The 22,021-nt window shown below is 73.0% G+C and carries 19 protein-coding genes; 10 read left to right on the forward strand and 9 right to left on the reverse strand.

The features are described 5' to 3' along the window. Positions 1–76 precede the first annotated feature (76 nt). On the reverse strand, positions 77–433 hold the full coding sequence (locus tag ACIHAA_RS15005; RefSeq protein WP_399816983.1) for a HesB/IscA family protein: 357 nt from the start codon (positions 431–433) through the stop codon (positions 77–79). Between the two features lie 331 nt (positions 434–764). Here ACIHAA_RS15005 and nadA point away from each other — a divergent pair, with 331 nt between their 5' ends. Then, positions 765–1,949 (forward strand): quinolinate synthase NadA, encoded by a 1,185-nt coding sequence (nadA, locus tag ACIHAA_RS15010; protein WP_399816986.1) that lies wholly within the window; start codon positions 765–767, stop codon positions 1,947–1,949. 89 nt (positions 1,950–2,038) lie between these two features. On the opposite strand, the gene ACIHAA_RS15015 is transcribed toward nadA, so the two are convergent. The 5 genes from ACIHAA_RS15015 to ACIHAA_RS15035 all read right to left on the reverse strand — a co-directional run bounded on the left by ACIHAA_RS15015 (position 2,039) and on the right by ACIHAA_RS15035 (position 8,764). Next, positions 2,039–5,164 (reverse strand): efflux RND transporter permease subunit, encoded by a 3,126-nt coding sequence (locus tag ACIHAA_RS15015; protein WP_399816988.1) that lies wholly within the window; start codon positions 5,162–5,164, stop codon positions 2,039–2,041. Positions 5,165–5,353: 189 nt separating this feature from the next. Beyond that, on the reverse strand, positions 5,354–6,028 hold the full coding sequence (locus ACIHAA_RS15020) for a response regulator (RefSeq protein ID WP_399816990.1): 675 nt from the start codon (positions 6,026–6,028) through the stop codon (positions 5,354–5,356). A 19-nt stretch (positions 6,029–6,047) separates the two neighbouring features. Further along, the gene (locus tag ACIHAA_RS15025; RefSeq protein ID WP_399816993.1) at positions 6,048–7,385 is read right to left on the reverse strand and encodes a sensor histidine kinase; all 1,338 of its coding nucleotides are present in this window, start codon (positions 7,383–7,385) and stop codon (positions 6,048–6,050) included. 236 nt (positions 7,386–7,621) lie between these two features. Further along, a complete protein-coding gene (locus tag ACIHAA_RS15030; RefSeq protein WP_399816995.1) occupies positions 7,622–7,900 on the reverse strand; it encodes a hypothetical protein in 279 nt (92 codons plus the stop codon). A gap of 66 nt (positions 7,901–7,966) precedes the next feature. Next, a complete protein-coding gene (locus ACIHAA_RS15035) occupies positions 7,967–8,764 on the reverse strand; it encodes a PspA/IM30 family protein (RefSeq protein ID WP_399816997.1) in 798 nt (265 codons plus the stop codon). Between the two features lie 300 nt (positions 8,765–9,064). On the opposite strand from ACIHAA_RS15035, the gene ACIHAA_RS15040 reads away from it, so the two are divergent. From ACIHAA_RS15040 to ACIHAA_RS15050, 3 genes are all read left to right on the forward strand, one after another. Then, positions 9,065–9,694 (forward strand): DUF3043 domain-containing protein, encoded by a 630-nt coding sequence (locus tag ACIHAA_RS15040; RefSeq protein ID WP_399816999.1) that lies wholly within the window; start codon positions 9,065–9,067, stop codon positions 9,692–9,694. 218 nt (positions 9,695–9,912) lie between these two features. Beyond that, the gene (locus ACIHAA_RS15045) at positions 9,913–10,614 is read left to right on the forward strand and encodes a class I SAM-dependent methyltransferase (protein ID WP_399817419.1); all 702 of its coding nucleotides are present in this window, start codon (positions 9,913–9,915) and stop codon (positions 10,612–10,614) included. 84 nt (positions 10,615–10,698) lie between these two features. Further along, positions 10,699–11,763: a S1C family serine protease gene (locus ACIHAA_RS15050; protein ID WP_399817001.1), complete on the forward strand. Its 1,065-nt coding sequence runs from the start codon at positions 10,699–10,701 to the stop codon at positions 11,761–11,763. A 130-nt stretch (positions 11,764–11,893) separates the two neighbouring features. Here ACIHAA_RS15050 and ACIHAA_RS15055 read toward each other — a convergent pair whose 3' ends face one another. Then, on the reverse strand, positions 11,894–12,106 hold the full coding sequence (locus ACIHAA_RS15055) for a hypothetical protein (RefSeq protein ID WP_399817003.1): 213 nt from the start codon (positions 12,104–12,106) through the stop codon (positions 11,894–11,896). A 113-nt stretch (positions 12,107–12,219) separates the two neighbouring features. Between ACIHAA_RS15055 and ACIHAA_RS15060 the strand changes: the two genes are divergently transcribed. Further along, positions 12,220–13,419 (forward strand): bifunctional adenosylcobinamide kinase/adenosylcobinamide-phosphate guanylyltransferase, encoded by a 1,200-nt coding sequence (locus ACIHAA_RS15060; protein ID WP_399817004.1) that lies wholly within the window; start codon positions 12,220–12,222, stop codon positions 13,417–13,419. On the opposite strand, the gene ACIHAA_RS15065 is transcribed toward ACIHAA_RS15060, so the two are convergent. Next, entirely contained in the window at positions 13,408–14,394 is a 987-nt protein-coding gene (locus tag ACIHAA_RS15065; protein ID WP_399817006.1) for a class I SAM-dependent methyltransferase, read from the reverse strand. The genes ACIHAA_RS15060 and ACIHAA_RS15065 overlap by 12 nt on opposite strands. Positions 14,395–14,599: 205 nt before the next feature. Between ACIHAA_RS15065 and cobT the strand changes: the two genes are divergently transcribed. The 3 genes from cobT (at position 14,600) to ACIHAA_RS15080 (ending at position 18,376) form a co-directional block, all read left to right on the forward strand. After that, positions 14,600–15,667 carry a nicotinate-nucleotide--dimethylbenzimidazole phosphoribosyltransferase gene (cobT, locus tag ACIHAA_RS15070; RefSeq protein WP_399817008.1) on the forward strand — a complete coding sequence of 356 codons (1,068 nt, stop codon included), beginning with the start codon at positions 14,600–14,602 and terminating at the stop codon, positions 15,665–15,667. A gap of 146 nt (positions 15,668–15,813) precedes the next feature. Next, positions 15,814–17,655 (forward strand): phosphatidylglycerol lysyltransferase domain-containing protein, encoded by a 1,842-nt coding sequence (locus tag ACIHAA_RS15075; RefSeq protein WP_399817010.1) that lies wholly within the window; start codon positions 15,814–15,816, stop codon positions 17,653–17,655. 13 nt (positions 17,656–17,668) lie between these two features. Then, positions 17,669–18,376, forward strand: coding sequence for a hypothetical protein (locus ACIHAA_RS15080; RefSeq protein WP_399817012.1), 708 nt, complete (start codon positions 17,669–17,671; stop codon positions 18,374–18,376). Here the strand turns inward: ACIHAA_RS15080 and ACIHAA_RS15085 are convergent. Then, positions 18,310–19,077, reverse strand: coding sequence for a hypothetical protein (locus tag ACIHAA_RS15085; RefSeq protein ID WP_399817014.1), 768 nt, complete (start codon positions 19,075–19,077; stop codon positions 18,310–18,312). The two genes, ACIHAA_RS15080 and ACIHAA_RS15085, sit on opposite strands and share 67 nt — an antisense overlap. Before the next feature lie 90 nt (positions 19,078–19,167). On the opposite strand from ACIHAA_RS15085, the gene ACIHAA_RS15090 reads away from it, so the two are divergent. Continuing rightward, on the forward strand, positions 19,168–19,953 hold the full coding sequence (locus tag ACIHAA_RS15090; RefSeq protein ID WP_399817017.1) for an adenosylcobinamide-GDP ribazoletransferase: 786 nt from the start codon (positions 19,168–19,170) through the stop codon (positions 19,951–19,953). Positions 19,954–20,134: 181 nt separating this feature from the next. Further along, complete coding sequence (locus ACIHAA_RS15095) at positions 20,135–21,682, forward strand: leucyl aminopeptidase (protein ID WP_399817019.1); 1,548 nt, start codon at positions 20,135–20,137, stop codon at positions 21,680–21,682. The last annotated feature ends 339 nt before the right edge of the window (positions 21,683–22,021 follow it).

Genomic DNA, 22,021 nt, shown 5'->3' on the forward strand with positions numbered 1-22,021 from the left:
CCGAAACGGCGGGAAGGCGGCGCCCCCCGTGGGGGCGCCGCCTTCCGTCACAGCCGGAGAATCGGCGGGTGCCGGTTCAGCTGAAGGAGTCACCGCAGGCGCAGGAACCCGTCGCGTTCGGGTTGTCGATGGTGAAGCCCTGCTTCTCGATCGTGTCGACGAAGTCGATCGTGGCGCCGCCCAGGTACGGGGCGCTCATCCGGTCGGTGATGACCTTGACGCCGCCGAAGTCCTTCGACACGTCGCCGTCGAGCGCGCGCTCGTCGAAGAAGAGCTGGTAGCGCAGGCCGGAGCAGCCGCCGGGCTGAACGGCGACGCGCAGTGCCAGGTCTTCCCGGCCTTCCTGGTCGAGCAGGGCCTTGACCTTGGCCGCGGCGGCGTCGGTCAGGATGATGCCGTCGGTGACGGTGGTGGACTCGTCCTGTACGGACATCTACATCTCTCCCGGGTTGTACGGAGACTGCTTGCCGACGGGTGCAACCGGCATGGCCCGGCATTCATTCCGGACCGAGAGCATTTTTTCGCTTCCCCCTTCATGCTCGCACATGCGCCGGAACACGGACAGCGGCCTGTGGACAGCACGGGGGCGGCACTGAGGGGCGGGGCGGGGCGGTCCTTCGGACCGGGATTCACGTCACATCGACACGATGCACATCGTCAAGCTGACGTGAAGCGGTTATGATAGATAGCGTCATTTAGACGAAAAGGCATGTCCCGCCGACCCCGCTGGGGCGGCGAGCCGCAGAACAGAAAGGGTGCGTGAGGTGACCACCGCCCAGACCCAGGAGCTCGACGTACAGCCGACGCCCCTCGCCCTCCTGCTGCTCGGCCGTGAGGCCGACCCGAGGAGCGAGCGAGGCGTCGAGTGCCCCGGCGACCTGCCCTCTCCGTCCGACCCGGACCTGGTCGCACGCGCCCGCGCGGCCAAGGAGAAGCTCGGCGACAAGGTCTTCGTGCTCGGCCACCACTACCAGCGCGACGAGGTCATCCAGTTCGCCGATGTGACGGGTGACTCCTTCAAGCTGGCCCGGGACGCAGCGGCCCGCCCGGAGGCCGAGTACATCGTCTTCTGCGGTGTGCACTTCATGGCCGAGTCGGCGGACATCCTGACGACCGACGACCAGAAGGTCGTCCTGCCGGACCTGGCGGCCGGCTGCTCCATGGCCGACATGGCCACCGCCGAGCAGGTCGCCGAGTGCTGGGACGTACTGACCGAGGCGGGGATCGCCGAACAGGTCGTCCCGGTCTCGTACATGAACTCCTCCGCGGACATCAAGGCGTTCACCGGCAAGCACGGCGGCACGATCTGCACGTCCTCCAACGCGCAGCGGGCCCTGGAGTGGGCCTTCGGGCAGGGCGAGAAGGTCCTGTTCCTGCCGGACCAGCACCTCGGCCGCAACACCGCGGTGCGGGACATGGGCATGTCGCTGGACGACTGCGTGGTCTACAACCCGCACAAGCCGAACGGCGGACTGACCGCCGAGGAGCTGCGCGCCGCCAAGATGATCCTCTGGCGGGGCCACTGCTCGGTGCACGGCCGCTTCAGCCTCGAATCGGTCGAGGACGTGCGGGCTCGGATCCCCGGGGTGAACGTGCTGGTGCACCCGGAGTGCCGCCACGAGGTGGTCGCCGCCGCGGACTACGTGGGCTCGACCGAGTACATCATCAAGGCGCTGGAGGCCGCCCCGGCGGGCTCCAAGTGGGCCATCGGCACGGAGCTGAACCTCGTCCGCCGCCTGGCGAACCGTTTCGCTCCGGAGGGCAAGGAAGTCGTCTTCCTGGACCGGACGGTGTGCTTCTGCTCCACGATGAACCGCATCGACCTCCCGCACCTGGTGTGGGCGCTGGAGTCGCTGGCCGAGGGCAACCTCGTCAACCGCATCGAGGTGGACCGGGAGACGGAGGCGTTCGCCAAGCTGGCGCTGGAGCGGATGCTCGCCCTGCCGTAGCCGTCCGGCTCCCCCGCAGCGGCCGGGGCCCGGTCCGCACCTGAGGGGTGCGGACCGGGCCCCGGCCGTTTTCTCCGTGCCGTCGCCGGTTACACCCCGGCGGGCTCCGGGTCGCCGGACTCGGCGGGCTCGGACGGTGCCCCGTCCTTGGTGGCCCGCTTCGCCGCCCGCTTCTTCGCGCGGCGCTCCTTGCGCAGCTCCAGCATCGCGTAGAGCGTCGGGACCAGCAGCAGCGTCAGCAGGGTCGAGGTGACCAGGCCGCCGATCACCACCACCGCCAGCGGCTGGGCGATGAAGCCGCCCTCGCCGGTGACGCCCAGGGCCATCGGCAGCAGCGCGAAGATGGTCGCCAGGGCCGTCATCAGGATCGGGCGCAGCCGGTGACGGCCGCCCTCGACCACGGCCTCCACCACGCCGTAGCCCTGCTCGCGGTACTGGTTGATCAGGTCGATCAGCACGATCGCGTTGGTCACCACGATGCCGATCAGCATCAGCATGCCGATCATCGCCGGGACGCCCATCGGGGTGCCCGTGGCCACCAGGAGGCCGATCGCGCCGGTCGCCGCGAACGGGATGGAGACCAGCAGGATCAGCGGCTGGGCCAGGCTGCGGAACGTCGCGACCAGCAGCATGAACACGATCGCCACCGCGGCGAGCATCGCCAGGCCCAGGTTCTTGAACGCGTCGCTCTGGTCCTGGGAGACACCGCCGATCTCGGCCGACGCGCCCGCCGGGAGCTTCAGCGCCTTGATCTTCGACTGGAGGTCGGTGCTCACCGCGCCCGTGTTGTCGCCGGTCGGACGGGCCGTGATCGTCGCCGCCCGCTGGCCGTCGATCCGGGTCATCGACACCGGGCCGTCCACCAGCTGCACCGTGGCCACGTCACCCAGCTTCACCGGTCCCAGCGGGAGCTTCTTGAGCTGGTCCAGGGTCTCGGCCGGCTTGGCCGCGCGGATGACGATGTCCCGCTCGGTGTTGTCCAGGACCGCTTTGCCCGCCTTGGTGCCCTGCACCGCCTGCGCGACGGCCGCGCCCAGCGTCTGGTCGTTGAAACCGGCCGCCGCCGCACGGGAGTTGGCCCTGACCGAGATGCGCGGCACGCTCTGCGACAGGTCGCTGGTCACATCCGTGACGTTCTTCAGCCCGGCGACCTCGGCGCGGACCTGCTCCGACGCCTTGGCCAGGACGCGCGCGTCGGCCGCCTTCACGACCACGCTCAGGTCCTGGTCGCCGAAGCCGTCACCGGCCGAGACCGTGGTCGTGCCGGTCCCGGACAGCTTCGACAGCCCGTCCTCGATCCGGTTCTGGACGTCCGCGTACTTCGCCGATCCGTCCAGCATCACGGTGTACGACGCCTGGTTGGTGTCCGTGCCGCCGCCGAACGCCGCCATGAAGCCGGACGAACCGATCGTCGCCTGGTAGTCCTTGACGCCCTTGACCCCGGCGAGCATCCGCTCGACCTTGCGGGCCGAGGCGTCCGTCGCCGACAGGCTGGTGCCCGGCTTCAACTTCTGCTTGATGCTGAGGACTTCCTGCTCGCCCTGGTCGAAGAAGTTCGTCTTCAGCAGCGGCGCCATGCCGAAGGTGCCCACCAGGACGACCACCGCGATGGCCACACTGGTCAGCCGGCGGCGGGTCGCGAAGCGCAGCACCGGCACGTAGAAGCGCTGGAGCCGGCTCCTGGCCTCCTTCTCCTCCGCCGCGCGCCGCGCCTCGTCCGGGTCCTCAGGGCGGTCCTTCGGCGCCCGCAGGAACCAGTACGACAGCACCGGCACGACCGTCAGGGACACCACCAGCGAGGCCAGCAGGGCCGCCGTCACGGTCAGCGAGAACGGGCCGAACAGCTCGCCCACCATGCCGCCGACCAGACCGATGGGCAGGAAGACCGCGACCGTCGTCAGGGTGGACGAGGTCACCGCGCCCGCCACCTCGCGGACCGCGGTGAGGATGGCGGTCTGCCGCTCCTCGCCGTAGCCGAGGTGCCGCTTGATGTTCTCCAGGACCACGATCGAGTCGTCGACGACACGGCCGATGGCGATGGTCAGCGCGCCCAGGGTGAGCACGTTCAGCGACACGTCGCGGGTCCACAGCACGATCAGCGCGAGGACCACCGACAGCGGGATCGAGACCGCCGTGACCAGGGTCGAGCGCACCGACGCCAGGAAGACCAGGATCACCAGGACCGCGAAGAGCAGACCGAGCGCGCCCTCGGTCGTCAGACCGCTGATGGACTTGGAGACCGCCGGTCCCTGGTCGCTGACCACGGTGATGGCGGCCCCGGAGCCGAGGTCCTTGCGCAGACCCGGCAGCTTGTCCTCGACCGCCTTGGAGATGGCGACCGCGCTGCCGTCGTGGTCCATGGTGACGGCCACCGCGAGGCTCGGCCTGCCGTCCGTGCGGGTGATCGAGTCGGCCGTGGCCTCCTGCTCCTTGACCGTGGCGACGTCCCCGAGGCGTACGGGCTTGCCGCCGCCCTGGCCGGTGACCATCAGGTCCTGGATCTGCGCGAGCGAGGTGAGGCCGCCGCCGACCTGGACCGTGCGGTTGCTGCCGTTCTCGTCGAAGGAGCCCGCGGGGACGGTCGCGCCGCCCGCCTGGAGCGCCTGGCCGAGCGCGACCGTGGACAGCCCGGCCCGCGCGAGCTTGGCGTTGTCCGGCGTGACGGTGACCTGGAGGTCGCGTACGCCGTTGACGGTCACCTGGCCGACCCCGGAGATGTCCTTCAGGGCGGGCACCACGGTGGTGTTCAGCTGGTCGGACAGGGCCTGCTGGTCCTTGTCCGAGGTGACGGCGAGCACCACGGTCGGGATGTCGTCCGTCGAGCCCGCGATGACCTGCGGGTCGACCGAGTCCGGGAGCTGGACGCGGGCCCGGTTGACGGCCTGCTGCACATCGGCGACGAGCTGCTTGGTGTCATTGCCGTAGTCGAAGGACGCCATGATGACGGCGTTGCCCTCGCTCGCCGTGGAGGTGACGCCCTTGATGCCGGAGACGGCCTTCAGGGTGTTCTCGAGGGGCTCGACGACCTGCTTCTCGACGACGTCGGGGGACGCGCCCTGGTACGGCACCAGGACGGAGACGACGGGCAGGTTGATGGTGGGCAGGAGTTGCTGTTTGAGCTGCGGGATCGCGATCGCCCCGAAGACGAGCGCGACAATCGACATCAGCGCTATCAGGGCCCGTTGCGCGAGGCTGAATCGTGACAGCCAGGACATGGGTCGGCGTCTCTCTCTGCTGAGCGGAAGGTGCGGGGCGCAAAGACCGCGCCCACCCGTACACCTTGCCGCATCGGCGGGTGCCGTTCCCTCGCCCCGAGGTCCCGTTCCCCGGCGGCCGTCTACTACGGGGGGAGTACGGCCCGGTGGAGGCCGCTCCACCCCGGGACGTACCGGGCCCCGCCCCGCTCAGTCCACCCTCGGGCGCACCAGTCCCGACTCGTAGGCGATGACGACCAGTTGGGCCCGGTCGCGGGCGCCCAGCTTGGCCATGGCCCGGTTGACGTGTGTTTTCACCGTCAGCGGGCTGACCTGGAGCCGCTCGGCGATCTCGTCGTTGGAGTGGCCGCCCGCGACCTGCACAAGCACCTCACGCTCGCGCCCGGTGAGGGTGCCGAGCCGGTCGGAGCGGGCGGGGTCGCGCCCGTCGTCGCCCTGCGCGAGGAACCGGGCGATCAGCCCCTTGGTGGCGGCCGGGGACAGCAGCGCCTCGCCGCCCGCCGCGACCCGGATGGCGTTCAGCAGCTCCTCGGGCTCGGAGCCCTTGCCGAGGAACCCGGACGCCCCGGCGCGCAGCGACTGCACCACGTAGTCGTCCACCTCGAAGGTGGTCAGTATGACCACGCGGACCCGGGCGAGGGCGGGGTCCGCGCTGATCAGACGGGTCGCCGCGAGACCGTCCGTGCCGGGCATCCGGATGTCCATGAGGACCACGTCGGCCTCCCTCTCCCCGGCCAGCCGGACCGCCTCGGCGCCGTCGGAGGCCTCGCCCACCACCTCCATGTCCGGCTCCGAGTCGACCAGGACCCGGAAGGCACTGCGGAGCAGCGCCTGATCGTCGGCGAGCAGGACACGGATGGTCATACGGGCCCTCCCTGGGCGGTCACACGCTCTCCTCGGCCGGGGCCGTCGTGCGCGTCTCGACCGGCAGGATCGCATGGACCCGGAAGCCGCCGCCGTAGCGGGGACCGGTGGTGAGGGCGCCGCCGAGGGCGGTGACACGCTCGCGCATGCCCAGCAGCCCGTGCCCGCCGCCGGGGCCGCCGTCCCCGGCGGCGGCCCTGGTCTCAGCCCCAGTCCCCGTCCCGGCTCCGGCGCGAACCGCCCGGCCGTGGTCGTACGTCCGGCCGTCGTGATCCGTCCGGCCGCCGTCATCGGGCCCCGCGTCGTCGCCCGCGCCGTCGTCCAGGACCGTGATCTCCACCCGGGGCCCCACCCGCACCACGCTGACCTCGGCCCGGGCGGTCCGGCCCGCGTGCTTGCGCACATTGGTCAGGGCCTCCTGGATCACCCGGTACGCGGCCAGGTCGACGGCGGCGGGCAGGGTGGTGCCGTGGTCGGCGCGGGCGACCTCCACGGGGAGTCCGGCATGGCGGAAGGTGTCGGCGAGCTCGTCGAGGCGGCCGAGGCCGGGGGCGGGCTCGGTGGGTGCCTCGGGGTCCCCGGACTGGCGCAGCAGACCGACGGTGGCGCGCAGCTCGTTCAGCGCGCAGCGGCTGGCCTCGCGGACATGGGCGAGGGCCTCCTTCGCCTGGTCGGGGCGCTTGTCCATGATGTGCGCGGCCACTCCGGCCTGCACATTGACCAGGGCGATGTGGTGGGCGACGACATCGTGCAGATCCCGGGCTATGCGCAGCCGCTCCTCGGCGACCCGGCGGCGGGCCTCCTCCTCCCGGGTGCGCTCCGCGCGTTCGGCGCGCTCCCGGATGGCGTGGACGAAGGCGCGGCGGCTGCGCACGGCGTCCCCGGCGGCCGCGGCCATGCCCGTCCAGGCGAAGAGGCCCAGATTCTCCTGGTCGTACCACGGGAGGGGGCCGGTGAGCATGGCGGCGCCGGTCAACGCGGTCATGGTGAGCAGCCCGACGCGCCAGGTGGTGGGGCGGTCGGTGGTGGCGGCCACGGTGTAGAGGGCGACGACCGCGGCCATCGCGACGGGGGCTCGCGGGTCGGCCGTGACCAGTTCCACGAGGGAGAGGGCTACCGTGGCCACCAGGACCGGCAGGGGGTGCCGACGGCGCGGGACGAGCGCGGCGGCCGCGAGCACCATCAGGGCCAGGCTGAGCCCCCCCGGGCTGCGCGTGCCCCAGGAGGTGCCGTGCTCTCCATGGGGGTCGGCGAAGGAGCTGGCGACCATGGAGACGAGGACACCGAGGGCGAGGGCGGCATCCAGGGCGAGGGGATGGGCGCTGATCCGGCACCGGGTGCGTTCTAGGGTGCTCACGGACTCACGGTACGGGGGGCCCGCGGCAGGCGGAACCAGGGTGTGCGGAAGCCTGCCGCTGCCGGGCACCCGCAGGCGCAGGGCGGCTGCCCGGGGCCCGGCGAGCGCGGACAGCCGGGAGCGGGTACACCGGCCCGAGGGGCGGCACCAAGGGTGCCGGGCCCCTCGGCCCGGGAGCAGACCATCGCCCCGGCCCGGGATCGGACCGTTGTGCTGCCCGGGTTCAGACCGTCGTCTCAGCCCGGGATCAGGCCGTCGTCGTCGAGCATCTCGCGGACCTCCGCGAGGCTCGCGTCCGGCGACGGCAGGATCAGCTCCGACGGCTCCAGGGCGTCGTCGGGCAGCGGAGTGCCCAGGCGGCGCACGGCGTCCAGGAGGGCGTTCAGGGTGCGCCTGAAGCCCTCCCCGTCGCCGCTCTGCATCTCCCGGAGCAGCTCGTCGTCCAGCGCGTTCAGTTCGGCGAAGTGGACGTCGTCCAGCTCCACCTGCCCCTCCCCCATGATCCGTACGATCATGTGGCCCTCCTCAGGCATGGGACCCGTCGGGTGACAGCGGTGTACGGGGGTCGCGGACGCGGGATGTCACTGCTTGTCGAAGCGCGGGGTGTCCTGCGGCTGGGACTGGGTCTGCCCCTTGCCGGTGCCGCCCTCAAGCGCCTGCCGCTGGTCGCCGGAGCCGCCCGCCAGCTCGGCCTTCATCCGCTGGAGCTCCAGCTCCACGTCGGTGCCGCCGGAGAGCCGGTCCAGCTCCGCCTGGATGTCGTCCTTGGCCATGCCGGAGGGGTCGTCCAGGGCGCCGGAGGCCAGCAGTTCGTCGATCGCACCGGCCCGGGCCTGGAGCTGTGCCGTCTTGTCCTCGGCACGTTGGATCGCCAGGCCGACGTCGCCCATCTCCTCGGAGATGCCGGAGAATGCCTCGCCGATCCGGGTCTGCGCCTGGGCGGCCGTGTAGGTCGCCTTGATGGTCTCCTTCTTGGTGCGGAAGGCGTCCACCTTCGCCTGGAGGCGCTGCGCCGCCAGGGTCAGCTTCTCCTCCTCGCCCTGAAGGGTCTGGTGCTGGGTCTCCAGGTCCGTCACCTGCTGCTGGAGCGCGGCACGGCGGGACAGCGCCTCGCGGGCCAGGTCCTCGCGGCCGAGCGCGAGCGCCTTGCGGCCCTGCTCCTCCAGCTTGGTGGACTGGCTCTGGAGCTGGTTGAGCTGGAGCTCCAGGCGCTTGCGGCTGGTCGCCACGTCCGCGACACCGCGGCGCACCTTCTGGAGCAGTTCCAGCTGCTTCTGGTACGAGTAATCGAGGGTCTCGCGCGGGTCCTCGGCCCGGTCAAGGGCCTTGTTCGCCTTCGCGCGGAAGATCATCCCCATACGCTTCATGACACCGCTCATGGGCTTCGCGCGCCCCCTTCTGACGGACTCCGGCTCACAGGTCTGCGACAGGACCCAGAGTACGGGCCCTGCAACCATTACCGCACTGTTCGGGGGCGGATGCGGTCATCCCCAAGGACGACTGCATGCCTTCCCGATCCGGCGTAGGGAGTAGGTGCCCCCCGAGGTGACGTACGGAAAGATTCCCGGATCACCCTGGTCGGCCACCCGGAGAACGCAGGTGGTCCTTCCTTTTGTGGCCCTCTGCCCCCTTTGCAGACGGCCGGTGTTGCCGGATCGTTCCCCGGCCCGCTGGGGTCCATGCGCGCGGACCCCGTACCCTTGGGTTTTGTGTTCCGTAGCCGTGCCAAGGATGAGAAGGCCACCGTCGCCGCCAGTGCGCAGGTGTCCGACTCCAAGCAGCCCCGTGACCCGCAGGCCAAGAAGGGTCGGCCCACGCCCAAGCGCAGTGAGGCCCAGTCCCAGCGCCGCAGCGTCGCCAGCACGCCAGTGACGCGCAAGGACGCCGCCAAGCGCCAGCGCGAGGCGCGCCGCGTCCAGCTGGAGAAGCAGCGCCAGGCGCTGGCCGGTGGGGACGAGCGGTATCTGCCCGCCCGGGACAGGGGTCCGGTGCGCAAGTTCGCCCGCGACCATGTCGACTCGCGCTTCAATGTGGCGGAGTTCTTCCTGCCGATGGCCGTGATCATCCTGGCGCTGAGCCTGGTGAAGGTGGCCTCGCTCCAGAACATCGCGCTGCTGCTGTGGCTGGTCGTGATCGTTCTGATCGTGCTCGACTCGATTCTCTCCGCCGTCCGGCTGCGCAAGCGGCTCGGTGAGCGTTTCGCGGGCCAGAACACCAAGGGCGCCGTTGCCTACGCGCTGATGCGCTCCCTCCAGATGCGCCGCCTCCGGCTGCCGAAGCCGCAGGTCAAGCGCGGAGAGCGGCCCTGAGCGCGGACGTCCTCCCCGAGGCGGACTCCGTTCCCGAGGCGGACTCCGTTCCCGGGGCTGTTCCCGTCCCCGGGGGCGCATCGCTCGCCGAGGGTGATTCCTGTCCCGAGGGCGACTCCCGCCCCGGGGCTGGTCGCGTTCCCGAGGCCGGCTCCCTTCCCGAAGCAGGGACGGATGCCGTGCCGTGCGGTCTGCGTGAGCTGGTGCGGCAGGAGCTGGTGGGCCGACAGCTCGACGAGCAGATAGCCGGGCGGTTCCCGGTCGGTCAGCGGCTGCGGGTGCTCGATGTGGGCATGGGCCGGGGCGCCCAGGCGTTGCGGCTGGCCCGGGCCGGGCACCGGGTCACCGGGCTGGAAGAGGACTCGGGTTCGATCGCGGTGGCCCGCGCGGCCCTGACCGGGGAGCCCGAGGGCATCCGGGAGCGGATGCGGATCATCGAGGGGGACGGCCGCGACACGGGGGTGCACTTCCTCCCGGGCAGTTTCGACGTGGTGCTGTGCCACGGGGTGCTGATGCATGTGGACGAGCCCGATCCGCTGCTGGCGGGACTGGCGCGGATGCTCGCCCCCGGTGGACTGCTGTCGCTGCTGGTGCGGAACGGGGACGCGCCAGCGATGCGTCCGGGGCTCTCGGGTGACTGGGACACGGCCCTCGCCTCCTTCGACACCACCGCCCGCGCCGACGGCCCGGGCCCTGTCGTACGTGCCGACCGGCTGGCGGCGCTGACCGCGACGCTCGCCGGGATCGGGGCGCCGCTGCACGCCTGGTACGGGGTGCGGGTCTTCACCGACACGGTGCCCGACGACGCCCTCCTCCCCGCGGACCCGGAGCGTCTGCTCGCCGCGGAGGAACGGGCGGGGCGCACGGATCCGTACCGCTCCGTGGCCGCCCTGCTGCATCTGTGCGGGGTCCGCGGCTGAGCCGTCACCCGTACGGGGGACCGCCGCCCCTCGTTGGGACGCGCAGGAGGGGCCGCGGGAGGCTTCCGAGGTGAGACTCGGGGCATGGACGCTGCTCATATACGTGCCCTTCGACGGTGCGTTCCGCTTCTCCTGTGGTGTCTGGTCCTGCCCGGCTGCACCGGCTCCGGTCAGTCGGGCAGGGCGGAGAGCCCGGCCGCGGCGCACTCCCCCTCCCCCACGACGGCCAACGAGCTCCAGAACGACTACCAGCGGGTCATCAAGAACGTGCTGCCGTCGGTGGTGCAGATCCAGGCCGGGGAGGCCCTGGGATCGGGCGTCGTGTACGACGACAAGGGGCACATCGTCACCAACGCTCATGTGGTGGGCACTGACAAGAAGTTCCAGGTGACCACCGCCAACAGCCAGCAGGTGCTCACCGCGAGCCTGGTCTTCTCGTATCCGCAGCAGGACCTCGCCGTCATCCGCCTCGACCGGGTCCCGCAGGGTCTGCGGCCGGCCGTGTTCGGCGACTCCGCGCAGGTCCAGGTGGGGCAGATCGTCCTCGCCATGGGCTCACCGCTCGGGCTGTCGTCCAGCGTGACCGAGGGGATCGTGTCGGCGACCGGGCGGACCGTCAGCGAGGGGAACAGCGGCGGCGGCACGGGCGCCACCCTCGCGAACATGGTGCAGACCTCGGCGGAGATCAACCCGGGCAACAGCGGGGGCGCGCTCGTCGATCTGAACGGCCGGGTCGTCGGGATCCCCACGCTGGCCGCCGTCGACCCCGAGCTGGGCAACGGCGCGGCGCCCGGTATCGGCTTCGCGATCCCGGCCTCGCTGGTGAAGACGATCGCGGACCAGATCATCAGGACCGGCCATGTCACCGACTCGGGGCGGGCCGCGCTCAACATCGCGGGCCGCACGGTGGTGAACAGCTCCTACCAGCCCGCCGGTGTCGCGGTGGCCGAGGTCGACCGGGGCGGCGCGGCCGACCGGGCGGGTCTGAAGGCCGGGGACGTCATCACACGGCTGGGCGACAAGGACGTCACCACCATCACCTCGCTCGCCGAGGCACTGGCGGGCGACAAGCCGGGGCAGCGGACGACGGTCACCTACGTCCGCAACGGCAGCCACAGGACCGTGGGCGTCACCCTGGGCGAGCAGTAGCCGAAAGGTGAGGGCGGGCGGGGCCTCACGGTCCCCCGCCCGCCCTCGCGCACCCGCCCCGCGGACGGCCCAGCGCCTCTCATAAAGGCCCGGTGAAGGCCGTGCAGGCCCGTAAAGGCCCGTACAGGCCCTAGGACTCGTCGCCCCGCAGACTCATCGGCCCGTAGATCTCCGTGCTGTCCTCGTACAGCCGGACCTGGTCGGCGCCGCCGTCGTGCAGTTCCCTCCAGTGCTCCCCGATCCAGGACTCGGCGTCCCCCTGGGTGGTGAACTCCTCGGGGACGACCGCGGGCTGCACCTCCGCCCCGTCGGCCTTCTCGAACCGCCACGCCCATGCCGCCATGTACGCCTCCCAGATGTGAGCACATGCAGAGCACCGGCCGGATCTTGGTCCGGCCGCTGTCCTGAGCGTAGCCGGACGCGCAAGACCGGGGACGACCCGGGAAAATCGGGTCCGTGGAACTGACTCTGCTCGGCACCGGTGCCCCCGCGGGACTTCCCCGCCCCGACTGCGCCTGCGCGGTCTGCGCGCGGGCGCTCGGCCCCGAGGCGCGCGCGGCGACCTCGCTGCTGGTGGACGGGGCGCTGCTGCTGGATCTGACGCCGGGGGCGGTCTTCGCGGCCGCCCGCGCCGGGCGTTCGCTGGGCGGGGTGCGCCAGGTGCTGCTCACGCATCCCCACGCGGGGCCCCCGGTGGAGGTCCCGGCGGGCCTGCCGCAGCCGGGCCGGGTGCCGGACGGGCGGGAGCTGGCGCTGCTGACCGGGCACCGGGTGCGGGCCCTGGCGATGGACGCCCCCGGCACGGGCTACGCGGTGACCGGCCCGGACGGCACCCGGCTGCTGTATCTGCCGCCGGGCGGGGCACCCGCGGGCCTCTCGGCGCCGGAGGAACCGTACGACCTGGTGGCCGCCGATGTGACCGGGCGGCCGGACGCGGTCGCGAAACTGCGGGCGGTGGGGGCCGTCGGGCCCACCACGGACGTGGTCGCCGTGCATCTGGACCACGGGGTGCCGCCGGGCGCCGAACTGCGGCGGCGGCTCGCGGCGGCGGGGGCGCGGGCGGTGCCGGACGGTACGACGCTGACCGTGGGGGCGTACGACGAGGTCCCGGACGTGCCGCGGCGCACGCTGGTGCTGGGCGGGGCGCGGTCGGGCAAGTCGGTGGAGGCCGAACGGCGGCTGGAGGCGTTCCCGGACGTGCTGTACGTGGCGACCGGCGGGACGCGGGGCGGGGACACGGAGTGGGCGGCGCGGGTGGCCGCGCACCGGGAGCGGCGGCCGGGGTCCTGGCGCACCACGGAGACCTGCGACCTGGTGCCGCTGCTGAAGGAGGACGGGCCGCCGCTGCTGATCGACTGTCTGTCGCTGTGGCTGACCGACGCGATGGACGCGGTGGACGCCTGGGACGACGCGGAGTGGGCGGGCGGTGGTGAGCGGGCGTTGCGGGGCCGGATGGCGGAGCTGGCGGCGGCGGTGCGGGAGACCCGCCGGACGGTGGTCGCCGTCTCCAACGAGGTGGGCTCCGGCATCGTCCCGGCGACGGCGTCCGGCCGCCGCTACCGCGATGAACTCGGCCGTCTGAACGCGGTGTTCGCGGCCGAGTGCGAGCATGTGCTGCTGATGACGGCCGGGCAGGCGCTGACGCTACGCGGGTGACGGCGGGGTGCGGGCGAGGACCCGGTAGTCGTGGGCGAAGCGGGTACGCCGCAGCAGGGGCGTCGGCGCGTGGTCGGCCGCCGTGGCCGCGGCCGCGGTCGGGGCCGTGCGCGGGGCGCGGGGTGCCGTCGCCGGGGCGGGCAGGGTCAGGGCCGGGGCGCCCGCCGGGGCGCCGGGCCGGTGCGTCTCCCGCCGGTCGGTGGCGACGATCGTGCAGCCCAGGGCGCGGAGTTCGGCCAGCAGAGCGGCCCGCGGCAGGAGATGGAGGCGGTACGGGTCGCCGTGGGCGATCCGTCGTCCGCCCAGCAGTCGGCCGAACACGCTGTCGGGGTCGGCGGCTTCGACGAGCAGATGGCCGCCGGGGCGCAGCACGGTCAGGGCGGCGCGCAGTTCCGCGCGCGGGTCGGGGGTGCGCTCCAGATGGTGCAGCATGCTGACGACGTCGTAGCGGGAGCGCAGGCGGGCGAGGACGGCCGGGTCGGTGAGGTGTCCGCGGTGGGCCTCCTCGATCCGGCCCGCGGCCCGTGCCCGGTGGACCCGCGGGGTGGGGTCCAGTCCGTCGAAGGAGGTGTACGGGTGGATCTCCCGGGCGGCTTCGGGGAAGCGGCCGTGGCCGGTGCCGACGTCGAGCCAGCTCTCCGGCTCCAGGGCGGGGCTCAGGGCGCGGGCGGCGGCCCGGTGGCGGCGGGCGCTCGCGCGGGCGCCGAGGCGGCCGGGCGCCGGGGACTCGGGGGCGTCCTCTCCGGGGTGCGGCCCGGGGGCGGGGCGGGGGTTGCGGAAGACATGGGCGCAGGTGCGGCACTCGTCCACGCCGGAGCCACCGGGCCGGGCGCGCACCCGGGTGCCGAGCCGGGTGGAGCCGCACCAGGGGCAGTCCTCGCGGCGCGGTTCCGGTGCCAACCGGGCGGCGTCCGGGGCGGGTTCGCCGGGGCGCTCGGCACGGCGCGCGGCGGCCGTCCGTGGGGTGCGGCGCATGGGCGGCTCCTGTGGCGACGGGGGTGGCGGCCGGGAAGGGGGCGGGACGACGGGCGACTGCGGCGACAGGGACGTACGGCCGGGACCGGGGCGGCCCGCGACCATACATTCCCAAAAGGTACGTAGAGGACACCACTCGGGGGTGCAATGACGTGCCGTCGACGTGGCGCCTCGACGCCCGATCGGGGCCGGTACTGTTCGGCGAATGAGCTCGCTTAATCTCGACGACTTCACCGATCTGATCGAGCGCCCCGACGGCGGGGTGCGCCGCGACGCGGAGGCGCGCCGGGAGCGTCAGACCGTGCCGCCCGGAGCCCTGGGGCGCCTCGACGACCTGGGCGAGTGGCTGGCGGCCGCGCAGGCCGCCGTACCGGTACGGCCGATCGGGCGGCCGCGCGTGGTGCTGTTCGCGGGCGACCACGGCATCGCCGGACTCGGCGTCTCCGCGCGCCCGGCGGGCTCCGCGGCGGAGCTGGTGCGGACGGTGCTGGAGGGCGCCAGCCCGGCGGCGGTCCTGGCGCGGCAGCTGAACGTGCCGGTGCGCGTGGTCGACATGGCCCTGGACTGCGACCCGGAGGAGCTGCCCGCGGAGGTCGTACGGCACCGGGTGCGGCGCGGCAGCGGACGTATCGACATCGAGGACGCGCTGACGCCCGAGGAGGCGGAGGCGGCGTTCCTGGCCGGGGTCGCCCTCGCGGACGAGGAGGCGGACGCCGGGACCGACCTGGTGGTCCTCGGCGATGTGAGCGTCGGCGGGACCACCCCGGCGGCCACCCTGATCGCCGCCCTGTGCGGCACCGACGCCTCCGTGGTGACCGGGCGCGGCGGCCGCGCCATCGACGACCTGGCCTGGATGCGCAAGTGCGCGGCCGTACGGGACGCGCTGCGGCGGGCCCGGCCGGTGCTGGGCGACCAGCTGCAACTGCTCGCCGCGGTCGGCGGGGCCGACCTGGCCGCCATGACGGGCTTCCTGCTCCAGTGCGCCGTGCGCAAGACCCCGGTGATCCTGGACGGGGTGGTGTCGGCGGCGTGCGCGCTGGTCGGGCAGCGGGTCGCGTTCCGTGCGCCGGACTGGTGGCTGGCCGGGCAGAACAGCGGGGAACCCGCTCAGGCCAAGGCCCTGGACCGGATGGCGCTGGAACCCCTCCTCGACCACGGGGTGACCGTCGGCGAGGGAACCGGGGCGCTGCTCGCGCTGCCCCTGGTGCAGGCCGCCGCCGCACTGGCGGCGGAACTCCCGGAAACCCCCGCACCGGCCGCGGACGCGGACTGACCGACCGACCGGAAGGCGGCGCCACGGACGACTGACGGGAGGAGGTGCGTGGACGCTGACGGGGCGGCGGTGCGCGGACGGCCGACCGTACTCCGCCCCCTCCCGGTACCCCGCACACCCCCGGCCGCCCCATATCATCGCCCTTCATGGGAGATGCCCGATTTACCGTGGACCAGGAGCGCACGGTTCGGCCGGGGGGCGAGGCACGACGGTCCAGTCGGGTTTCCCGGCGGGCCGCCGCGTGCGCCGTCTGGTACCTGCGCGCCGTCACCTTCATCAACTTCCTCTCCGCCGCATGGGTCTCCCTGGGGCAGGACGTACGGCGGCACAACCAGGAGAACCTCTTCACGCCGTACCTGCTGACCGCGGGTTTCGCCTCGGGCGTCTTCACGATGTTCCTCGCCGTCACCATGCGGCGGCGCAAGCGGGCCGCGTGGATCCTGAACCTCGTGCTCAGCGGGCCGTTCCTGCTGCTGTTCGCCTTCGCCATGAGTTTCCCGGAGATCCGGCAGTACGCGCAGAACTGGGTCTCCCTGGTCCTCACCGCGGGCTTCGTCGGGGCCCTCGTCGCCGGGCGGCGCGAGTTCTACGCCAAGGGCGACCGCTCCAACGCGAAACTCGCCGCCGTGGTCGCCGTCGGCGGACTGCTCGCCTGCTCACTCTTCGCCGCGCTCCTGGTGACCGTCACCAACCACGCCCACGACCCGCACCGCTCGACCTTCCTGGACCGCTGGCACTACGGCGCCCTGCGGCTGGTCTCGGTCGCCGTCGACGAGTCGCGCTACCCCGGCATCTCCACGCCGAACTGGGTCAACGTCACCATCAACGTGCTCAGCACCCTGCTGGTCCTCGCCGTCCTCTACGCCGCCTTCCGCTCCCGGCGCGCCGTCGACCCCCTCACCGAGGACGACGAGAAGCGGCTGCGGACGCTGCTCGCCCGGCACGGCGAGCGGGACTCGCTCGGCTACTTCGCGCTGCGCCGCGAGAAGAGCGTGATCTGGTCGCCCACCGGGAAGTCCGCGGTCGCCTACCGGGTCCTCGGCGGTGTCTCACTCGCCTCCGGCGACCCGCTGGGCGACCCGGAGGCCTGGCCGGGCGCCATCGAACCCTGGCTCGCCGAGGCCCGTGAGCACGGCTGGATCCCGGCCGTGATGGGCGCGAGCGAGGAGGCCGGGACCGTCTACGCGCGGCACGGGATGGACGCGCTGGAACTCGGCGACGAAGCCATCGTGGAGATCGCCGAGTTCACCCTGGAGGGGCGGGCCATGCGCACCGTCCGCCAGGCCTACAACCGGGTGCGGCGCGCCGGGTACACGGTGCGCATCCGGCGCCACGAGGACATCCCCGCCGAGGAGATGGAATTCCTGCTGGAGCGGGCGGACGACTGGCGGGACGGCGCCACCGAGCGCGGCTTCAGCATGGCCCTCGGACGGCTCGGCGACCCCCGGGACGGGCAGTGCGTGATGCTGGAGTGCACGGACGCCGAGGGGCGGCTGCGGGCGCTGCTGTCCTTCGTGCCCTGGGGGCCGCACGGGCTCTCCCTCGACCTGATGCGGCGGGACCGCGACGCCGAGAACGGGCTGATGGAGTTCATGGTCATCGAACTGCTGCGCCGCGCCCAGGAGATCGGAATCACCCAGGTGTCGCTCAACTTCGCCATGTTCCGCTCCGTCTTCGAACGTGGTGGGCGCCTCGGTGCCGGGCCGGTGCTGAGGCTGTGGCGTTCGCTGCTCAGCTTCTTCTCGCGCTGGTGGCAGATCGAGTCGCTCTACCGGGCCAATGCGAAGTACCGGCCCATCTGGGAGCCCCGGTTCCTGCTCTTCGAGAAGAGCGCGGACCTGCTGCGCATCGGTGTCGCCTCGGCACGCGCCGAAGGCTTCCTGGAGGCTCCGGGACTGCCGAAGTGGCTGCACCGCAAGCACCTGGAGTCGCACCGATCAGCAACGCCGGACGATGAGGAGCCCCGGACGATGAGGACCGCCGGATGAGCAGGACCGCCGGATGAACGCGCTCGCCCGCCTGGCCCGCGCCGAATGGGGGCTGCTGTACGTCACCGTGCGCCGGGCCCTCGCGCGACGGGGCCGGCGGGCGATCCCGATGACCCTCGGGGCCGTATGCCTGACGTCGGTCCTCCAGTTCGTGCAGAACCAGTCCTGGGGCTTCGGCATCGTCCAGCACATCGGGGCCGTACGGGCGCAGGAGCCGCTCGGCACGGCCCTGCTGCGCACCCCGTTCTCCCTCTTCGTACCGGCCCTCGACCTGCCCGTATGGGGAGCGCTCCTCCAGATCCTGTGCGTGTTCGGGATCGCCGAGCTCTGCCTCGGCTGGTGGCGCACGCTCGGCATCGCCTATGCCGCCACCCTGGCCGGCACGCTCTACGCGCGGGTGGGCGTCCAGTGGGGTGCGCACCATCCGCTGGGACTGCCCGCGACCGACGCGCAGGTCGTCGACACCGGCCCGTCGGCCGCGGTGATCGGGCTGGCGCTCTTCCTGTGCTGGCGCTACCGGGCGTATCTGACCGGCGGGATGGTGACCGCTGCGATGACCGCCGAAGTCCTGGTCAAGCGGAACCTCGCGGGCAAGGAGCACATCGCCGCCATCGCCGCGGTGGTGCTGCTGTGCGCTCTGTCGGTCCTGGTCCGTCACTGGCGCTGGCGCTGGGGCACCCGGGTGTCCTGCGAGTCGGGCCTGCCGCCGATCCAGTCCTGAATCCTGCGGCCGGGGCCCGCCCAGCGGCGGTCGTGGCGGTAGGCGCGCAGCCCCGCCCGGGCCCGGGCGCGCGGGCGGCGGCCGTAGAACCGCCGGGCCCAGGGCGAGCCGGGGCGGGCCAGCCGCAGGGCGCCGATGACGGCGATCAGCGGGACGATCACCCCGAAGAGCGCGGTTCGCGCCTTGCCCTTGCTCAGCGCGAGCAGTGAGAAGAGGAAGTTTGCGCCGACGCTCGCGATGACGAAGCCGCGCTCGTGCAGTTCGCCCGCGGAGACGTTGTTGACGCCGAACGGCGAGAAACCGGCCAGGAGCAGGCCGACCAGGGCCGCCGTGATCGCGACGACCTCCACGCTCTTGCGGCCCTGGTCCGTCCAGTAGACATCGTCGAGATGCAGGATCAGCGCGAACTCGTCCAGCACCAGGCCCGCCCCGACGCCGAAGAGGATCGCGCACACCCCGGCGCCCGGGCCGTGGCGGCTGCTGAACGCGCCGAAGCCGCCCACCACCACGAGGACCACACCGGGGACCACATGGTGGACGTGCACCCCCCGGGCGCTCACATTGCCGAACGGGCCCCGGCCCGCCCGGATGAGCCGGGTGACGACCCGGGTGACCACGAAGGTCAGCACGAACGAGGCCAGCGCGAGCAGCAGCGGGAGCTTGCCCGGCTCGACGATGTTGCGCTCCAGCCAGTGGCCCATGCGCCAAGTCTGCTCGCCGCCGCCCCGGACCGCCCGCCCGCCGGGCCGCCCCGTGACGGCCCGGCAGCGCCACTCCCGTACTCTTCGGCCGTGTCCGCTCCCTCCCGCCCGCACGGCCTCCGCTTCGCCTTCGGCACCCTGACCGTCCTGCCCGTCACGGTGACCCGCTGGGACCGGCGGGCCGCCCGCGGCGGCATGCTGTGCGCGCCGCTCGCGGGGCTGGTGGTCGGGGCGCTCGCCGGGACCGCGGGCGCGGCGTTGCTCCTGCTGGGCGCGGGTCCGCTCACCGCCGGGGTGGCCGCCACCGCCGTACCGGCCGTGCTGACCCGGGGCCTGCATCTGGACGGACTCGCCGACACCGCGGACGGGCTCGGCAGCGGGAAGCCCGCCGAGGAGGCGCTGCGGATCATGAAGCGGTCGGACATCGGGCCGTTCGGTGTGATCACCCTGGTCCTGGTGCTGCTCGCGCAGGTCGCGGCCCTCGCCGGGGCCTACGGCGACTCCTGGGCGCGGGGTCTGTTCGCCGCCGTCGTCTCCGCGGCGGCCGGACGCCTCGCCCTCACGCTCGCCGCACGCGAGGGCGTTCCGGCCGCGCGGCCGGAGGGTCTGGGGGCCGCGGTCGCGGGAGTGGTCCCGGTGGGCGCCGCCCTCGCCGCGGGGCTCGCCGTGACCGCCGCGGCCGCGGCAGGGGGCGCGCTGACCGGATCGTCCTACGGCGCCCTCCGTGCGGCGGCCTCGGTGGTGTTGGCGGCGGCCGCCGCCCAACTGCTGCTGCGCCACTGCCTGATGAGGTTCGGCGGGGTGACCGGCGACGTCTTCGGCGCCCTCGCGGAGACGGCGGCGACGACCGCGCTGGTCGTGCTGTCCGTCGGCTGAACCCGCCCGTGCCCGACCCGCCGCGCCGGGACCGGGCGCCACCGCGCGTACTCTCGTGCCGGGTGTTTCCCTGCCCAGGTGAAGACCGAACGATCGCAGCAATCTAGGGTCGGTTCCCGGGGCCGGTCGACCCCACCCCGTTCGGCCACCGAAACTCAATTGGAAGCGAGAATTCACCACCGTGACTGCTCTCACTCTCAGCACCGCTGCGGCGGCCGGCCTGCGCGCCGACGCGATCGTGGTCGGTGTCGCTAAGGGCGCCGAGGGCCCGGTCGTCGCACCGGGCGCCGAGGCCGTGGACCAGGCGTACGACGGCAAGCTGGCCGCCGTCCTGGAGACCCTGGGCGCCTCGGGTGCCGAGGGCGAGGTGACGAAGCTGCCCGCACCCTCCGGCTTCAAGGCCCCCGTGGTGGTGGCCGTCGGCCTCGGCGCCGCCCCGGAGAAGGACGAGGACTACGACGCCGAGTCGCTGCGCCGCGCCGCCGGATCCGCGGCCCGTGCCCTCGCCGGTGCCAAGAAGGCCGTCTTCGCACTGCCGCTCGCGGACGCCGCCGACGCCGGTGCCGTCGCCGAGGGCGCGCTGCTCGGCGCGTACTCCTTCGACGCGTACAAGGACAACGGCAAGAGCGCCAAGACCGGCAAGGGCGCCAAGAACGCCCGGAACGGCAAGGCTCCCCTCGCCGAGGTCGCCCTGCTCGGCGGCAAGCCCCGGGACAAGGCGTACAAGGCCGCCGTGGAGCGCGCCGCCGCCCTCGCCGAGGAGCTCAACCGCGCGCGCGACCTGGTCAACATGCCGCCGAACGACCTGAACCCGGCGTCCTTCGCGTCCCTCGCGCAGACCGCGGGCAAGGAGCACGGCCTCAAGGTCCAGGTCCTCGACGAGAAGGCGCTGACCAAGGGCGGCTACGGCGGCATCCTCGGCGTCGGCGCGGGCTCGGAGGCCCCGCCCCGCCTGGTGAAGCTGTCGTACACGCACTCCAAGGCGAGCAAGCACCTGGCCTTCGTCGGCAAGGGCATCACCTACGACTCGGGCGGCATCTCCCTGAAGCCGGCCGGCCACAACGAGACCATGAAGTGCGACATGGCCGGTGCGGCGGCGGTCTTCGCCGCGGTCGTGGCCGCCGCCCGTCTCGGTCTCGAGGTCAATGTCACCGGCTGGCTCGCGCTCGCCGAGAACATGCCCTCCGGGTCCGCCACCCGCCCCGGCGACGTGCTGCACATGTACAGCGGCAAGACCGTCGAGGTCCTCAACACGGACGCCGAGGGCCGTCTGGTCCTCGCCGACGCGCTGTGGGCGGCGTCGGAGGAGGAGCCGGACGCGATCGTGGACGTCGCGACCCTCACCGGCGCGATGATGCTGGCGCTCGGCGCGCGCACCTTCGGGATCATGGCGAACGACGACGCGTTCCGCACCGCGATCCACGAGGCCGCCGACGAGGTCGGCGAGGAGTCCTGGCCGATGCCGCTGCCCGAGCACCTGCGCAAGGGCATGGACTCCCCGACGGCGGACATCGCCAACATGGGCGAGCGGATGGGCGGCGGCCTGGTCGCCGGTCTGTTCCTGCGGGAGTTCATCGGCGAGGGCATCGCCTGGGCCCACCTCGACATCGCGGGCCCGGCCTACAACGAGCAGGGCGCCTTCGGCTACACGCCGAAGGGCGGCACCGGCTCGGCGGTCCGCACCCTGGTGCGGCTCGCGGAGCTGACCGCCGCGGGCGACCTCGGCTGACGCCGGGCGCACAGCGCACGCACCTCGAGGGCGGCCCCGGATGCCACGGCGTCCGGGGCCGCCCTCGTGCCCGCGCCGGGGCCCGCCGGACCGTGCCCGCCCCCGCGTAACGCCGCCGCGGCGTTACGCCCTCGACGAAATCCACGCGCGCCCGCACGGCCGCGACCTCCCGACGTGATGGATCAGACGTCCCAGACAGCGGCCCGGCGTCTCCTCGGCCGCCGACAAGTGCAAAGATGGGGTCTCGGCAGGACAGGGCCCCACCGAAGGGCCGAAGCATCAAGCGGCCGGACACCAGCCGCCTGCCGGTCATCGGAGACCGGCGTACGGCGCACATGC

This window comes from Streptomyces sp. NPDC052040 (assembly GCF_044548405.1).
GTDB lineage: Bacteria > Actinomycetota > Actinomycetes > Streptomycetales > Streptomycetaceae > Streptomyces.

What these genes read in the sequence shown, in the direction of transcription:
- ACIHAA_RS15005 (WP_399816983.1), bottom strand. Translation starts at nt 433, where the DNA reads ATGTCCGTACAGGACGAGTCCACCACCGTCACCGACGGCATCATCCTG.
- ACIHAA_RS15015 (WP_399816988.1), bottom strand. Translation starts at nt 5,164, where the DNA reads ATGTCCTGGCTGTCACGATTCAGCCTCGCGCAACGGGCCCTGATAGCG.
- ACIHAA_RS15020 (WP_399816990.1), bottom strand. Translation starts at nt 6,028, where the DNA reads ATGACCATCCGTGTCCTGCTCGCCGACGATCAGGCGCTGCTCCGCAGT.
- ACIHAA_RS15030 (WP_399816995.1), bottom strand. Translation starts at nt 7,900, where the DNA reads ATGATCGTACGGATCATGGGGGAGGGGCAGGTGGAGCTGGACGACGTC.
- ACIHAA_RS15035 (WP_399816997.1), bottom strand. Translation starts at nt 8,764, where the DNA reads ATGAGCGGTGTCATGAAGCGTATGGGGATGATCTTCCGCGCGAAGGCG.
- ACIHAA_RS15040 (WP_399816999.1), top strand. Translation starts at nt 9,065, where the DNA reads ATGCGCGCGGACCCCGTACCCTTGGGTTTTGTGTTCCGTAGCCGTGCC.
- ACIHAA_RS15050 (WP_399817001.1), top strand. Translation starts at nt 10,699, where the DNA reads ATGGACGCTGCTCATATACGTGCCCTTCGACGGTGCGTTCCGCTTCTC.
- ACIHAA_RS15055 (WP_399817003.1), bottom strand. Translation starts at nt 12,106, where the DNA reads ATGGCGGCATGGGCGTGGCGGTTCGAGAAGGCCGACGGGGCGGAGGTG.
- ACIHAA_RS15065 (WP_399817006.1), bottom strand. Translation starts at nt 14,394, where the DNA reads ATGCGCCGCACCCCACGGACGGCCGCCGCGCGCCGTGCCGAGCGCCCC.
- cobT (WP_399817008.1), top strand. Translation starts at nt 14,600, where the DNA reads ATGAGCTCGCTTAATCTCGACGACTTCACCGATCTGATCGAGCGCCCC.
- ACIHAA_RS15075 (WP_399817010.1), top strand. Translation starts at nt 15,814, where the DNA reads ATGGGAGATGCCCGATTTACCGTGGACCAGGAGCGCACGGTTCGGCCG.
- ACIHAA_RS15080 (WP_399817012.1), top strand. Translation starts at nt 17,669, where the DNA reads ATGAACGCGCTCGCCCGCCTGGCCCGCGCCGAATGGGGGCTGCTGTAC.
- ACIHAA_RS15085 (WP_399817014.1), bottom strand. Translation starts at nt 19,077, where the DNA reads ATGGGCCACTGGCTGGAGCGCAACATCGTCGAGCCGGGCAAGCTCCCG.